Here is a 13,510-nt window from a genome sequence, read left to right on the forward strand (position 1 = left end):
GTCCCAGAACGAGGACTCCGACCACTCCTTGCGGGCATGCTCGCGCCGGTCACGGGCCGCTGCCGTGACCCTGTCTAGTAGGCCCATCAGGTCGGGTCTGCCTCATCGGGCGCCGCCGGAGGTCCGGCATCGCGCCAGCCCACCGTGCCCGCCATCCACACCAGCACGAGTCCCATCCACAACTTGTGCAGGAACCAGCCGGCCGCGTACGGCAGGGCAAGCAGGAGCGTCGCCAGTACCTTGCCCACCGCGGCGAGAGCCTGGCGGCCGTCGACCCGCCGCGCCTCGGCCGAGATCCGCTCAACCGGAACGGTCGCGTTGACCACCGCCATCACCCCCACATCACCCACGGTTCGACCACTTGTTCCTCAGGATCGGGCGCGAGAATCCGCCACAGGCCGATGACCAGCGCGATACAGGCGTCGATCTTCCGCTTGGACTTGCCCTTCGACAGGGTGAAACCCCGCTCGTTCGGCCGCAGGACCGCGGACTTCACGTGCGCACCGAGGTCCGGGTCACCGTCGTGCACTACCAGGCCGTCCACGATGGCCTGTAGCGCCTGCCCACACGCCGGCGTCATCCGCTCGATCGACTGCGGGAACTCGACCATGTTGAATCCCTCGTCTTCGAGCATCCGGGCGGGGACCTCGAAGAACCGCGGGTCGTAGGTGACCTCGGTGATCGTGTACTCATCGGCGAGGTCACGGCGGATGTAGTCGACGACCGCCAGGTGGTCGATCTTCCCGCCGTCGGGGTTCCAGATCTTGGCCCGTACCGCGACCCGGCCGTCCGGCCGCTTCCAGGCGACCAGCACGGCCACCGAGTCCCGGCGCAGCGCCATGTCGACAGCCACGACCACCTCGGCGCGGCCCGGGATCGTCGCGTCGCCGCGGCAGTCGCCCCACGCTTGCGGGTGGTCCTTCAGCCATGACTCGTCGGCGACGTCGACCCACTGGTTCGCGTAGTACCGCAGCCACTCATGGCGCGGCATCGAGGGCTTGCCCCAGTCGTTGACCCGGTCGGCGACGTTCCACAGCACCCCGGCCGCCTTCGATGCGGTGCGCACGGCGATGGCCCGCTGGTCGGGGTCCTCGTAGTCCAGCCCCTCGGGGGCTTCCTGCCAGTCGAACAGCAGGCGGGGCGCGAGCATGGGGTTCTTCAGGACCCGCAGACCACGCTTGTACATGGCCCCCAGCAGGGAATGATCCACGTCGAACCCGGCTGTCGAGAGGTTCAAGACCCGGCCGGACCCGCGCGCCGTCTTCCGCTTCTTCGTGGACTTGGAGATGACGGTGTGGACGCGGGCCTTATTCGACCCGACATCGCCCCATTCGTGCACCTCATCGCAGACGAACAGGTGCGGGATGCCGCCCTCGTTCGTCCCGGCCACGGCCGCCACGCGCCGGATCTCGCCCGGCCGCCCGTCGCGGAACTGGATGACCTTCTCGTAGACGGCGAAGAACCCGCACAGCGGCGCCTCGGTGATCTCGTCGTCCCGGCCGCCGACCATCTGACCGGCCTTGGCGAACAACTCGTCGGCCTGGTCATAGGAGGCCGCCGCGATGTTGATGATCGGGCTGATCGGGGCGATCTGCGGAGGGCCGGCGAACTCCAGCAGGGCGATGGCCGCGATGAACGTGGTCTTGCCGTCACCGGTGGCCGCGCCGCGTACGCCCTCGTCGTAGTGCCACTGGTCGCACCGCTTGCAGTACTCGTACCAGCGGTACAGGAACTCCTTCTGGTCAGCGCGCAGCGTGAACGGCTGACCGAAGGTGTCCCCCTCGGGGAAGATCAGGTTGTCCTGGATCCACCGGACAGCCAGGCCGCCGAGGGATGGCCACAGCTCGCCCGGCTTCGGAGACCAGCCGCACGCCGCGCAAGGCTGGTCACTCATCATCGACGACCTCGCCGACGACCCGCAGGCGCGGATCCGGCTCCGGCTCCGCATTGTCCTCGGAGTCAACCGGGTCGCTGTAGCGGGCGTTCATCTGAGCGAGAGACCGCTGTTCACTGATCGCGGCCAGACCCAGGGACGCCGCGTTCAACCCGCCGACGCCCATCTGCTTCTCACACCGCTCCACGATGGCCATGGCGTCGTTAGCGACCTTGTACAGCGGGTTCATCGAGTCCTGACCGGTCGAACCGGTGACGATCGGCTGCTGGTCAGCCTCGGCGATAGTCCGCAGGTACCGGTCCAGCGCATCGATCCACCTGAGCAGCACAACCTTGGACGCCGGGGTGACCAGGTGAGCCGGCCGGTCCTCCCAGAAGGCATCCCAGGCGTCCTTGGCGGGCTTCGACAGGCCACGCGGAGGCGGGAACTTCTCGACCTTCAGCCCGGGAACGACGCCGAGAACCTGCTGGCCGTTCCGCTTGTCCACGGCTGTGCCCGCGACCTTCTTGGCTCTGGGCATGACGACACCTCGACAAGATCGCATTGAGGGGGAAATCCCGCGCCGTGGTACCACCGAAAAAGGGCCCGATGGGAACGGGTCAGGGGATGATCATGATCCCCCGTGCCGGGGAGGCCCCCCTACCCCTTCTGACCTGCGCCTTTGCGGAGGTTGCAGCTCAGATGCTCGGGCTGGTAGTTGGTGGGGTCGTTGGTCCCGCCGGCAGCTCGGGCGTGCTTGTGTCCTGCGGTGAGGGGATCGTCTGGCGTTGGTGGTAGTCCACACAGTTCGCAGTGCGTTGCGTCGGCGAGGATCTGCTTCGCGGCTTGCTGGTGTGTCCAGCCGAGGCCGCGTTCGGTGGTGGTTCCTCGTTGCCGGTCGCGGGCGCGGGACCGCTGGGTGGTGCAGGCGGAGCAGCGCGGGCCGTTGCCTGAGTGCAGGATGGCGCAGCTTATGCACTCGCGTCTGGGCATGTGCTGCTGCGTCCGCTACTGCGAGGCGGCCGACTGTCCCAAATGGGACAGTGTGGCCGAGGAGACGGGCATGGTGTTCCTCCTCGGGCACGCAAAAGCCCGGCACTGAGGCCGGGCTGGTCGAACTGATAGCTCACGCAGGGCGGGTTCTCTTTGGAGTGTAAGGCTTGGACGATCTACCCCGCCACGTTCTGGGGTGTGCGTTCCTCTATGAAGCTGAGGATGTCGGGGTGCCCGCGGAACCACTCGCCCTTCACGCGGTGCTCCTTGAACAGCTCGTGGAGGGCGGACTCGTGCGCGCGGGTCCCGGCGAGTGCGAGCAGAACGCGGTCGCCGTGAAGGGCTTGTACTCGTCGGGCGAGGTTCTCGCTGTATCCGATCTTGATGAGGTCACCGCGTTGGATGAAGTAGATCACCGAGGTCGCCGACCGTTGACCGTTGCCGATGGTGGTGCGTGCGGCTTCGAGGATGTCACGGGTGTACAGGTACGCGGTGGCGAGGTGGTGCACGCACATTGGGACGGGGGCGTCGCGGGGAATCGGGTTGCTGCACCGCGGCCCGGACACCGACTCTTCTCCAAGCCGGCGGGCGCGCATGTCGACCGGGGTGTAGCGGTCGGTCGGCGAGGCGTTGGCCCGGCAGATCGGCCCTCCGGGGAGGATCGGCTCACTGGCGAGGACGCGCGCGAGCCGGGCCTGCGACTTGTCACGCTGGTCGGGGTCGAGATCGTTGACGGCCGCAAGGTTCTTCCACCGGTTGCACCGCTCGGCCGCGAAGACATCGGCGAGACGGTAGGTGTTCTGCTTACCCCGCTTGCCGGTTGGAGTGAGGTATCCACGGTAGACCCAGACGCTGATGGTGGCGGGGGCGACGCCGAGCTCGGCAGCGACTTCGCTGGTGGTGTATTCGGCGTCCGTGTCGATCGAGGGGTTCACGCGTTCTCCAGGTCGTCGGCGAGGAGTTGCGCCAGCCACGGCCATTCGTTGTACAGCCAGCGGTGGCGGCGAGGCTGGGTGGCGTTGCACGGGCATTCGTCGGTGTTGCACCGGCAGGCAACGTTGACGCAGACGACCAGTTCCCTTTCGGGCATGGCACGCAGGCTCATGCCGTCACAGATCGGGCATCTCCCGGCGAGCCGGTGGACGGGCTCGACGTCACCGAGGGCGCGGCGCGCTTGCCGCTTCATGCGGTGGGCTTCGTCGGCGACGTGTTCGGCGAGGTCTTCGGTTGCGGCGATCCGGTCGAGCAGGCCGACCAGGCGGGTGATGCGCTCGGCGGGTGATGCGCCGGCGAGGCGTGTCTGCCCGAGGCGGTCGACGACGGCGGCTTCGAGGTCGACGACGGCGGCCTCGATGTCAGCGAGGACGTCGAGGACGCTCAACGACAAAGGGGCCCTCCCGTCGCCGAGGCTCTTCAGACCCTGGCCCATGTTTACGTGCTTGGCCTCGCGTTCGGCTACGGCCAGGGCGTCGGCGCGGGCGCGGGCTTCGTCGGTGAGGTCGTGCTGGCTCCACCGGCGGGGGGTTCCGGGGACGAGGGCGGCGCGGAGCTGCGGAAGGCTACTGCGAAGGTTGTCGAGGTCGGCGTATACGAGGTCGATGTTCAACGGACTCCCCCGGAAGTGACTGGTGTGCATGGTCCCCGGCCGCCCCGCCGTAACGGTAGGTTACGGCGGGGCTGACCTTGGGGTTTAGGAAGCGTTGGCCTGCTGGGTGGCGTTGGCGGCTATGAGGGCGGCGCGGTCAGCCTGCTCGTCGGGGACCGTGACGATGCAGCGGGCGGTGCCGCCGTCGAACAGCTCCAGGCTCTCGGGCTTGACTCCCGGGACGTCGAGCAGGATCTGCCGGACAATGCCTCGCACCAGTTCGGCGCCGCCCTCGATGGAGATCGTCACTGGGTTCCTTCCTGCGTCGTGTCGATGGTGGACGGGCCGCGGAACGCCATCTGCTTGGCTTCCTCTTCGCTGACCCGGGGGCCGAGGAAGGCGTGGACGGCGTCGGACGCGCGGTGCACTTCGTAGCGCTCGCACAACTCGGTGATCTTGAGGAACTCGTCGTCGGCGGCGTCGTCCCACGGAGCCCGCACGATCGGGATGTTGTCGGCGCTGAAGTCGTGGATCGGCATCATCACCTTGGTGATCGCGCCGTCGGTGCTCTTCATGTGAGCCAGAGCGGTGAAGCCGGACTTCTCCCCGCCCAGGAGGAACTCACCGAGCCCAGACTTCTCCATCGCGTGGGACATCAGTTCCTTCGTTGCCTCGTAGAACTCATGTCTCCATGGCGACAGGAAGGTCATGACGCGCAGGGCCGCACTGTGACTGAACAGCGGGAGGGTTCGCTCTCGATCGTGGCGCGGGCTGTAGTAGGTGAGGCCCCATACGTCTTCGCGGTCGTCGTCGTCGAGTTGCTGCTGCCACCAGTCGTGGAGACGCTTGAGATCGACCCCGGACACCCTGGCGAGATCCTCAGACCAGAACATCGTCTTGAGAGGCTCGTCGTCGTTCTGCGCCTCGAACGCGATCGTCATTTCGCCGTAGCCGAACCAATTGACCGTACGGTCGAACCCCGGGATGAGGCCGTTGTCGCCGCACAGGTCGGCCACCGCCATGGCGTAGTGGTAGTGCCCCAGTTCCATGGGGTCCCGCTCATGCAGGGTCTCGATGTAGACGGCGAAGTTCTGACCCCAGTTGCGGGTCTCGTCGTAGCACTCGGCGATCAGGGCGGCTTGGTCTTCGGTGATCGACGGCCCCTCGCCGCTCCAGGGGATGTTGGCCACCGAGAGCAGCAGGTCGACGTGACACGCCTGGTCCAGGGGGCACGTGCAGATCAGGTCGTAGCCGCGGAGATTGTCGGAGACGTCCTTGGTGTTGACGCGCGGAAGGTCTGGCCGGGCCTGGACGCCCTCGTCGCTGAACAGGTCGCGGCGGTAGAGGGCGAGGGACTCTTCGAGCGTGTGGGGCCCGAGCGGCTGCACCTTGTACGGGTTGCCCCACCGGGTGGCGCGGGTGGCGAGCTTGGAGTTCTCAGGCTTGCGCCACCCCTTGCGCTCGTGGCGGGGCGGCATCTGGATGCGCTTGGGCTGGGCGTTGGTGGGGTCGTTACTTGTCACCGGTTGCCTCCTTGAGGAGCTTCTTCAGACGCACCAGGCCGGCGAACGTGGCCATGACTTCGTGGGCGTGGTTGTTCAGGGCGTCGAACTCCGTGGCGAGGCACACCATTGCGGTGTCGATGTCGTCGAGCCGGATCTTGTCGGCGGCGATGACGTACTCCTGGCCGTCGTCCTTGATGAGCGAGAGGACGTCCCGCATCGTGATGGTCTGACCGTCGTAGGCGGCGGCGGCTCCGACGAGGGCGGTGTGTGCTTGGAGAATGTTGGCTGCGTCGGGGAACTCGTAGACGTCGCCGGTGGGGTCACCGGCCCAGTTGTCGCGGGCGTGGATCTCGGTTTCGACGATCAGGTGCTTGGCGTAGTGCTCGGCCAGGGTGGCGAGCGTGGGGTCGACCATCACGTTCCTTTCTGGTTGTGGTTACCTGAGCGCTGGCCGCCCCCGATAGGCGCGGGGGCGGCCGAAGCGTGCTTCACGCGAAGAGAGCTTCCTGGACGGGCTGAATCTCGGTCGGCGCGGTGAGTTCCCGCACCCTGGCCTCAATCTCCGCCATGCGATCCGCGCGGTAGAGAGTGCTTAGGCAGCCCTCGCAAGTCGGATCGCCGCAGGTCAGCGGCTTCCCCTTGCGGTAGGCATTCCGTGTGACGGGACAGACGAGGTCACGTTCAATCCAGCCCGGGTCGTCAGTCTGGGCGGTCCGCCACCGGCGCCAGTCCTTACGAAGCTGAGCGAGTTGACGCTTGAGCGTCTTCTCTGTGATCTTGGTCATCGGGCCTTGTCCTGTCATGGCGGTCAGCGAGCTGTTCACCGGGGATCGTGGCCGTTCACCGTGTGGGCGCGGTCGGTGATGCGGTTGAGCTGGGCGGCGTGCCGCAGTGCGCCGTTGACCAGCTCCCGCTGCCTGACGGCGTTGTTCCGCACCTCGGCCCGGTACTGGCGGTGCGCCTGGTCGAGCAGGAGCTTCAGGTTCTTGACGCGGCTGTGGAGAGCGGCCATGCCGAGAAGCCCGAAGGCGGCAGCGACGGCGAGGAGCTGTTCGAGCAGGGTCATCGGGTCCTCCGGGTGGGACGGCCGAGCATCCGCATGACGTCGGCCGGCCGGTGACCGGGACCGCCGTTCATCCAGCACTCGGGGCAGGAGTGCTCCAGGGTGGTGCTCGGCGATCGACGAGCCGTGAGCGGCGCCGGGATCTGATTCGCGCTCACTGACTCGCTCCTTCTCGGCTGGCGAGGGCACCGACGGTGAGCCCACAGCCGGGGCAAGTAGCGCTTTCGCCGGGGACACAGAGCATCTGCGATCCGCAATCGGGGCAAGCGCTCGCGGCCTTAATGTCAGCGTGGATTTCCCACTCCGCGGTGAGGTACGGCAGGAGATTGCCGATCGTGCCGAGGAGGCTCTTGATGCGGATCTGGACGCTGTGGCGAAGGTTTTCAATGCCGTTGCCCGCCTGCGCGACGCACATCGGGCACAGGTCTCCGCCGAGAGCCGCGCAGTCCCCCCGGTGGGCGCTCGGCGCACTGAGGCACCCCTTGTTGCAGGCGCCTGGAGCCCGGACGGCCGGGATGGTCTTCTCGTCGTAGTTGTAGGTGAACCTGTCTCCGCAGATGAAGCACCGCGTGTTACCGGCGCCCCACTTGGTGCTGCTCGGGTAGATGATCGCTGTTGTCATTCGCTTCTCCTTTGGTTAGGCGGCCACGAACTTGACCGTGGGCGCGGTGCTGGTGTCCGAGCCGAGGTAGCCGGGCAGGTTGAGCAGTCGCCACTCGTGCGCGACCTGGGCGGCTTCCTCAGGCGTCTTGAAGAGCCCGAGCCAGTAGCTCCGGCCGTCGACCTTCGCTTGTGCCGCCCACCGCTTACGGCGCTTGTAGACGCCCCGGTAACCGGAGACGGCGGTGGAGCGGCGGTTCGCCGCGTTCATCTGCGGCGTGGCCCACCGCAGGTTGGAGCGGCGGCAGTCGTACCGGTCGCGGTTGACGTGGTCGACGTAGAGGCCGTCGCCGCGGCGGGCTCCCATGACCCAGCGGTGCAGCAGCTCGCTCCGGCCGCCGTCCCAGAGCTGGCTGTATCCGTGACTTCCCAAAGAGATCGGCCGGCCCTTGAGGCGCTCGAAGTCGACCCGGTCCAGGAGCACCGGGACGGGCCCGGCCTTGCTCGACGCGAGCACGGTGACGACGTCTAAGTCAGTGATGAGTAGTGAGGTCATGAGTCCCCCCGGGGACGTAGGCGAACAGAGGTGGGGCGGGGGGTTGGGGACAGCTCTCCGTGTCGGACAGCGCAGGTACGGCTAGCCATGGCTGCGCTGGTGGAGGCACCGGGACTAATCGCCCCCATTGCGGAGCGCTGTATGCACGGCTGGTTTCCTACTTTCCCTGTCGGATAACTGATCCGTGTAGGGCTACCAGTGCATTTCCGCAGGTCGTGCAGGGTGTGTAGGGTTGTGAAGGGTTTTCCGAAACTCGCTATACGCGCGCACACGCATGAAGGCAACCGGGAAACCATGCACATCCCTACACGCCCTGCACTTCCGCAGGTCACGGGCTTTCTTCTCTCTCGACGGTGAGCACCAGGCCGCGGTAGACGTTTCCGGCGTTGGTGCGCACCTTGGCGAAGCCGCGCTTCTCCATGGACTTCGCGAACTCAACCTCGCTACCAGGCGTTTCAGCGCTCGCAAGACACCAACTGGTCCAAGCGGCGAACAGGTCCCTCGCCTTCTCCCTGCCGGCTTCTGTGCGATGGATGCGCTCGGAAAGGAAGCGGGCGAGGACGTCGCTGTCGTTCTGGTACTGCTTGGTGCGCGTCTTGACCACCTCGGGCGGATTCAGACCCTGTGACTGGTAGTCACCCCACCCCTGGTAAGCCCAGGAGAGAATGGTCGGCGCCGCGGCCTTGAGCCGTTCAGGCAGGTCAGAGTCGCGCTCGTGCTCGGGGATCACCACGTCGAACGGCACCACGAGGATGCGGCGCCACACGGCGGGGTCATCGCCGGAGACGACCGGCAGGTGGTTGGTCAGCATGACCAGGGTGTGCGACGGGTCGAAGGTGATGGGGTTGCGATGCATCAGGTTGGCTTCGATGGGGTCTCCACCGACCAGCCGTTTCATGGTCGCTTCTGCGAACCGGCGGCCTTTCTCGGTCTCGGAGCAGAAGGCGAGGCGGGCGCCGCGGAGCCGCATCTTGAATGCGCCGTGTCGCTCGTGTTTGCTCTCCATGAGCATCGCTGGGTCGACCTCGATGGCGTAGTCGCCGAACGCGGCCATGAGGGCGTCCCGGAAGGTGCCTTTGCCGTTCGCTCCGTCGCCGGTGAAGATCGGCATGACGTGTTCGGTGACCTTGCCGAGCATTGCGTAGCCCATGAGTCGCTGGACGAACGTGCGGACGTCGGTGTCGGGCAGGATCCGCCGGAGGAACGCGTCCCACTCGGCGTTGGGGTCGGAGTGGAGGTTGCCGCCCGCAACCTTGGTGATGAGGTGGTTGCGGTTGTTCGGGCCGCTCACGCCGGTGAGCAGGTGGACGGTGGACGTCGGTGTGTTGAAGAGGTAGGGGTCAGCGTCGAGTTGGTCGGAAGCCGTTGCCAGCGGCTTGATGCTTGCGGCGATGCGGAGCACGCCTTCGAGGCCGGAGGCGGACTCGCACTTGCCGGCGTCTTCCAGGAGTTGCTTCCTGGCGTCCTTGGAGAGCCTGCTCGCCTCGGACCGGGCTTGCTTGACGGTGTCGATGGCGCAGCGCTTGGCGCCGCCGTCCTTGTCTTCGGCCCACCTGCTGCCGTCCCAGCGGTACCAGTCCAGGCCGTGGACGAAGCGAAGGGCGTCGGCGTGCTGATGAGCGAACCGCTCGGCGATCCGGAGCTGCCCTCTGTGCTGCTCGCGGGTCTTGGCGGTGGTGGTCACCGGGCCCCCTGAAGGCGGCGGGGGTTGCGGGACCCGGCGGTGAGGCCGGAGCGGATGGTCGCGTCGACCTGGCGTTCACCGGTCCAGGCGATCAGGCCGACGGCTTCGGCTGCGGCGCGCAGCGCGGTCTCGGCGTCGAGCTGGTCGAGCACGCCTGCGCCCACGAGGGTGCCGAGGACGAAGGAGCTGCGGTTGAGCGCGTCGTTCCTGCCGCCGACCATGGCGGTGTCGAGGATGCGCTGCACCTCTCCCTCGACGGCCGCGATGACGTACCGGTCTCGGATGTGCGGAAGGCCGACCGGGCGCCCACTCGGCGCGGGCGCCGGCTTCTCCCGCAGGCGCTCGGCAACCCGAGGATGCAGCGGCGTGAGCGGCAGAGAGACGGTGTCGTTGAGCCACCGGTATGGCTGGCCGGTCCTGGGGTGTCGACTCGGCGCGGCAACGAAGTAGCCGCCGTCACCCTTGATGTCGACTCCCGGCCCGAGCCGGTGAGCCCCGGACTTGATCCATCCGCCCGGGTGGGCGAAGAGCAGGTGCCATCCGCCGGTGCCGGAGCGGGCGGCGGCAGTGCGCGGGAGCAGGCCGTCTTTGATGAGCGTGGCGGCGGTGGTGATGCCGTCCGCGCCGTGGGCATCGAGGGTGTCGATGTCGGCCACGACCAGGCCGGAGACCGCGCCCGTCCGAATGGCGACAAGACCGCCGGGGTTCCGCCGCCCCATCTCGCGGAGACGCTCAGGGTCGGCGCTGGCGCTGTAAAAACCGTGGCAGGTGAGGCATTCGCATGCCTCGCGCTGCTCGTTGGTGAGGTGGTGCTCGGTGCAGTCGTCGCAGTTCTTGAGCGGGACCTTGCTGGCGCTGAGCATGAAGCACTTGAAGCCGTGGGCCGCGTACGCGAGCATCGCGTCGATCTTGGGCGTGTCAGGGGTGATTCGGATCCCTGTCGCGTGGTTGATGGTGTGAGGAGAAGCGGCGCCGAGCCCCTCGGCGCCGATGCCGGACATCACGTGGTCCCCCCGGGGTGTTACGGATCTTGATGTGCTGGCTGGGGGTTAGGAGGTCTCGGCCATCAGGCCCAGGACCTTGAGAAGGTCGACCTTGCGCACGACGTAGCTGCCGCCGATGCGGAGCACCTGGCACGGGAACTTGTTGTACCGAGCCAGTTCGTGGGCCTTGGTGCGCCCCATGAGCAGGGCTCGGCCAGCGGTCACGAGAGGGACGGCGACGGGAAGAGCGCGGATCTCTTCCTCCGTCATGCCGACGGGGGACGCAATGGTCTGCGCCATGACTACCTCTTTCGGGGGAGGTGGGGCTCCAGCTCGCGGACGAGCACGTGGAGTTCCAGGGCCGTGGCCAGTCGGTAGAGCACGTCAACGGTGAGCTGCGACTCTCCGCGCTCGATGCGGGAGAGCTGGGCGGGGTCGACGCCCGCCCTCGCTGCGACTGATCGCAGTGAGAGGCCCAGCCGGATACGGACTGCCCGCAAGGACAGGTCCGCTGTGGACGTTCCGTCTACAGACAGATCGTCCGGCGCGTTCATCATGGAGACAGAGTGATCCTTACTCTGTCTCCATGTCAAATCGTTCGGCCGGATACGCAAGAATCTGGATGGATGATGATTGAGCGGCTACAGTGGCCACGTGGATGAGACCAAGCAGCCCCAGGCCCCGGAGCGCTACACGAGGGCGCCAAGAGAAGCCGGGAGCGACTACGGCGAGCTTCCGGGGACCCACATCACGCCAAATCGCCTGGTGGCCTACAACATGGCCTACTTCCGCAAGGCGGCAGGCCTCAAGCAGGAGGACTTGGCGGCGCGGCTGAACATGGCCCGAGGCCAGACCCTGTGGACGAACGCGTCCATCAGCGCCGCTGAACGGTCGTGGGATGGGAAGCGGGTGAGGCAGTTCGACGCCGATCTCATCCTCGGTCTGGCCACCACGCTCGGCCTGCCGATCGCAGCATTCTTCCTCCCCCCAGAGGATGACGGGATCAAGCAGCGATACCTCATGGACCTCCCGGACACGACGGGGAGGGGCAACGACTGCCTGTATATGGCCGATGTCCTCGACTACGTCATCAACACGGACGGCTTCACCTTCGAAGCCGAGGAGGACGCGGAGGAGGACGCTGACCTACCCGAGAAGACCAACGAGCAGTATCGACGCCGGCTCAACGACGCCGTCGTCTTCTATCAGCGTGACGAGCCGCGCGAAGAAGGCGAGACCACCTACGCGCAAGACGCTTGGGGCGTCCACGCCTCACAGCAGGCGACACACGATCAGATCCTGGAGAAGATCGATCGGACCCGATACCACTACGAAGCTCTTCGTCAACTCTTGGGCGATATCGGCCGCGTACAGGACGACCTCTACGAGCAGCTTGGACTGATCGGGAAAGAACGTCTCCCCGATCCAATTGCGAAGGTCGCCGTGGACAGGTTCCGCGCTGGCGAATCGGTCGAAGCAATTGCTTCCAGCCTCGAAAAGAGCACGTGGCTGATTGAGAAGGCCCTGATAGAGGCCCGGTTGGGGTACCTCCAGTATTCCCCTGAGGCTAAAGCCCACGTCTTCGTCCAGCTCGAAGATTTGGACGCTGTCATGAGGCGCAGGGATGAGGAGCTGAAGCAACGAAAAGTAGCCCAGGGGCAGGGCGAGTCATGACGGCGGGTGCTTTTAAGCGCTGCAAGTGCCGTGACAACGCGAGTCGAGAACTCGGCGCAAAATGCCCGAAGTTGCGGCGCAAAGACGGGTCGTGGAACCCCAACCACGGATCTTGGTACGGCAAGAAGGAGTACACCCCCGGCGCAGACGGCGCCCGGGTCCGCCTGGCCGTCGGCGGGTTCCGTACCGAGGCCGACCTGTCCGACTTCTTCGAGTCCGCTGACCGGCTCATGGACGTCCCCGACGCCGGCCCGGACGGTCACGAGGCGCGGCTGGAGATCCTCGGCCTGATCCGCCAGGCCCGGAAGACCGGCGCCGACCTCCCAGACTGCGACGAGCTGCGGCGCAAGTACCGGGCGGGGCAGACGTTCCACGCGGTGACGTTCGGGGAGTTCTGGGCACGGTGGATCGCGCGGCGGCGGAAGTCGGCGGACATCCGCAAGACCACGATCCGGGCGTACGAGTCCCACCACCGCGTCCACCTGCACGTCCTGGACCCGGTGCGGATGGACCGCCTGCGCGTCTCCGTCGTCCAGGAGATGTTCGACGGGGTCGACGCCAAGAATGAGGCGCTCCTCCAAGCCCGCGCCTCCGAGGACCCGGCCGTGCGCGCCTCGGTAAAGGGTCAGCGGATCACAGGCCCGGCGACCAAGCAGCGGATCCGGGCCACGCTGCGCTCCGCGCTGAGCGACGCCCAGCGCGAGAACCTCGTAACGGACAACGTGGCGAAGCTGGTCAAGCTGGAAGCGGGGAAGCGGCCGAAAGGGCTGGTGTGGACCAAGGCCCGTGTGGAGGCATGGTCAGCGCAGTTCCAGCAGAGACTCGAAGCGGTGCGCGCGGCCGGTGGCGGCAAGACGTCGAGCGCCTTCAACGTGTGGGAGTCGACGCCCCGGCCGAGTCCGGTCATGGTGTGGACGCCGGCGCAGCTCGGGGTGTTCCTCGACCAGGCGACCGGTCACCACCTTTACCCCCTGTTCCACCTGGTGGCGTTCCG

Annotated in this window: 19 protein-coding genes; 1 reads left to right on the forward strand and 18 read right to left on the reverse strand. The window is 66.8% G+C overall.

The genetic code is table 11. The annotated features are described in order from the left end of the window. Positions 1 to 86: 86 nt before the first annotated feature. From PYR91_RS28220 to PYR91_RS28300, 17 genes are all read right to left on the reverse strand, one after another. Complete coding sequence (locus tag PYR91_RS28220; protein ID WP_279784569.1) at positions 87 to 332, reverse strand: hypothetical protein; 246 nt, start codon at positions 330 to 332, stop codon at positions 87 to 89. Then, positions 332 to 1,894: a terminase TerL endonuclease subunit gene (locus tag PYR91_RS28225; protein WP_279784570.1), complete on the reverse strand. Its 1,563-nt coding sequence runs from the start codon at positions 1,892 to 1,894 to the stop codon at positions 332 to 334. The genes PYR91_RS28220 and PYR91_RS28225 overlap by 1 nt, the downstream gene beginning before the upstream one ends. Then, positions 1,887 to 2,414 carry a hypothetical protein gene (locus PYR91_RS28230; RefSeq protein ID WP_279784573.1) on the reverse strand — a complete coding sequence of 176 codons (528 nt, stop codon included), beginning with the start codon at positions 2,412 to 2,414 and terminating at the stop codon, positions 1,887 to 1,889. Before PYR91_RS28230 ends, PYR91_RS28225 begins: the two co-directional genes overlap by 8 nt. A gap of 628 nt (positions 2,415 to 3,042) precedes the next feature. Then, on the reverse strand, positions 3,043 to 3,801 hold the full coding sequence (locus PYR91_RS28235; protein WP_279784575.1) for a GIY-YIG nuclease family protein: 759 nt from the start codon (positions 3,799 to 3,801) through the stop codon (positions 3,043 to 3,045). Then, positions 3,798 to 4,472 (reverse strand): hypothetical protein, encoded by a 675-nt coding sequence (locus PYR91_RS28240; RefSeq protein ID WP_279784577.1) that lies wholly within the window; start codon positions 4,470 to 4,472, stop codon positions 3,798 to 3,800. Before PYR91_RS28240 ends, PYR91_RS28235 begins: the two co-directional genes overlap by 4 nt. An 84-nt stretch (positions 4,473 to 4,556) precedes the next feature. Then, entirely contained in the window at positions 4,557 to 4,760 is a 204-nt protein-coding gene (locus tag PYR91_RS28245; protein WP_279784579.1) for a hypothetical protein, read from the reverse strand. Then, complete coding sequence (locus PYR91_RS28250; RefSeq protein WP_279784581.1) at positions 4,757 to 5,974, reverse strand: DUF4326 domain-containing protein; 1,218 nt, start codon at positions 5,972 to 5,974, stop codon at positions 4,757 to 4,759. Before PYR91_RS28250 ends, PYR91_RS28245 begins: the two co-directional genes overlap by 4 nt. Beyond that, positions 5,964 to 6,371 (reverse strand): hypothetical protein, encoded by a 408-nt coding sequence (locus PYR91_RS28255; protein ID WP_279784582.1) that lies wholly within the window; start codon positions 6,369 to 6,371, stop codon positions 5,964 to 5,966. Before PYR91_RS28255 ends, PYR91_RS28250 begins: the two co-directional genes overlap by 11 nt. A gap of 73 nt (positions 6,372 to 6,444) precedes the next feature. After that, positions 6,445 to 6,741, reverse strand: coding sequence for a hypothetical protein (locus PYR91_RS28260; protein ID WP_279784584.1), 297 nt, complete (start codon positions 6,739 to 6,741; stop codon positions 6,445 to 6,447). 35 nt (positions 6,742 to 6,776) lie between these two features. Continuing rightward, a complete protein-coding gene (locus PYR91_RS28265) occupies positions 6,777 to 7,022 on the reverse strand; it encodes a hypothetical protein (protein ID WP_279784586.1) in 246 nt (81 codons plus the stop codon). After that, the gene (locus PYR91_RS28270) at positions 7,019 to 7,177 is read right to left on the reverse strand and encodes a hypothetical protein (protein WP_279784588.1); all 159 of its coding nucleotides are present in this window, start codon (positions 7,175 to 7,177) and stop codon (positions 7,019 to 7,021) included. Before PYR91_RS28270 ends, PYR91_RS28265 begins: the two co-directional genes overlap by 4 nt. Further along, positions 7,174 to 7,641 (reverse strand): hypothetical protein, encoded by a 468-nt coding sequence (locus PYR91_RS28275; protein ID WP_279784590.1) that lies wholly within the window; start codon positions 7,639 to 7,641, stop codon positions 7,174 to 7,176. The genes PYR91_RS28270 and PYR91_RS28275 overlap by 4 nt, the downstream gene beginning before the upstream one ends. A 15-nt stretch (positions 7,642 to 7,656) precedes the next feature. After that, positions 7,657 to 8,175: an HNH endonuclease gene (locus PYR91_RS28280; protein ID WP_279784592.1), complete on the reverse strand. Its 519-nt coding sequence runs from the start codon at positions 8,173 to 8,175 to the stop codon at positions 7,657 to 7,659. Positions 8,176 to 8,503: 328 nt separating this feature from the next. Beyond that, entirely contained in the window at positions 8,504 to 9,859 is a 1,356-nt protein-coding gene (locus tag PYR91_RS28285) for a phage/plasmid primase, P4 family (protein WP_279784593.1), read from the reverse strand. Further along, entirely contained in the window at positions 9,856 to 10,860 is a 1,005-nt protein-coding gene (locus PYR91_RS28290) for a bifunctional DNA primase/polymerase (RefSeq protein ID WP_279784595.1), read from the reverse strand. The genes PYR91_RS28285 and PYR91_RS28290 overlap by 4 nt, the downstream gene beginning before the upstream one ends. A 48-nt stretch (positions 10,861 to 10,908) precedes the next feature. After that, a complete protein-coding gene (locus PYR91_RS28295; protein ID WP_279784597.1) occupies positions 10,909 to 11,142 on the reverse strand; it encodes a DNA-binding protein in 234 nt (77 codons plus the stop codon). Between the two features lie 2 nt (positions 11,143 to 11,144). Next, positions 11,145 to 11,342: a helix-turn-helix transcriptional regulator gene (locus PYR91_RS28300; RefSeq protein WP_279784599.1), complete on the reverse strand. Its 198-nt coding sequence runs from the start codon at positions 11,340 to 11,342 to the stop codon at positions 11,145 to 11,147. 154 nt (positions 11,343 to 11,496) lie between these two features. Between PYR91_RS28300 and PYR91_RS28305 the strand changes: the two genes are divergently transcribed. Continuing rightward, the gene (locus PYR91_RS28305) at positions 11,497 to 12,516 is read left to right on the forward strand and encodes a helix-turn-helix transcriptional regulator (RefSeq protein ID WP_279784601.1); all 1,020 of its coding nucleotides are present in this window, start codon (positions 11,497 to 11,499) and stop codon (positions 12,514 to 12,516) included. 259 nt (positions 12,517 to 12,775) lie between these two features. On the opposite strand, the gene PYR91_RS28310 is transcribed toward PYR91_RS28305, so the two are convergent. Beyond that, a complete protein-coding gene (locus PYR91_RS28310) occupies positions 12,776 to 13,078 on the reverse strand; it encodes a hypothetical protein (RefSeq protein WP_279784603.1) in 303 nt (100 codons plus the stop codon). Positions 13,079 to 13,510 lie beyond the last annotated feature (432 nt).

Source organism: Sphaerisporangium sp. TRM90804, assembly GCF_029846175.1.
Taxonomy (GTDB): Bacteria; Actinomycetota; Actinomycetes; order Streptosporangiales; family Streptosporangiaceae; genus Sphaerisporangium.

Bases quoted from the DNA above. Each gene is read 5' to 3' on its own strand.
- PYR91_RS28255 (WP_279784582.1), bottom strand. From the start codon at position 6,371: ATGGTCGACCCCACGCTCGCCACCCTGGCCGAGCACTACGCCAAGCAC.
- PYR91_RS28260 (WP_279784584.1), bottom strand. From the start codon at position 6,741: ATGACCAAGATCACAGAGAAGACGCTCAAGCGTCAACTCGCTCAGCTT.
- PYR91_RS28290 (WP_279784595.1), bottom strand. From the start codon at position 10,860: ATGTCCGGCATCGGCGCCGAGGGGCTCGGCGCCGCTTCTCCTCACACC.
- PYR91_RS28230 (WP_279784573.1), bottom strand. From the start codon at position 2,414: ATGCCCAGAGCCAAGAAGGTCGCGGGCACAGCCGTGGACAAGCGGAAC.
- PYR91_RS28225 (WP_279784570.1), bottom strand. From the start codon at position 1,894: ATGAGTGACCAGCCTTGCGCGGCGTGCGGCTGGTCTCCGAAGCCGGGC.
- PYR91_RS28280 (WP_279784592.1), bottom strand. From the start codon at position 8,175: ATGACCTCACTACTCATCACTGACTTAGACGTCGTCACCGTGCTCGCG.
- PYR91_RS28275 (WP_279784590.1), bottom strand. From the start codon at position 7,641: ATGACAACAGCGATCATCTACCCGAGCAGCACCAAGTGGGGCGCCGGT.
- PYR91_RS28220 (WP_279784569.1), bottom strand. From the start codon at position 332: ATGGCGGTGGTCAACGCGACCGTTCCGGTTGAGCGGATCTCGGCCGAG.
- PYR91_RS28295 (WP_279784597.1), bottom strand. From the start codon at position 11,142: ATGGCGCAGACCATTGCGTCCCCCGTCGGCATGACGGAGGAAGAGATC.
- PYR91_RS28265 (WP_279784586.1), bottom strand. From the start codon at position 7,022: ATGACCCTGCTCGAACAGCTCCTCGCCGTCGCTGCCGCCTTCGGGCTT.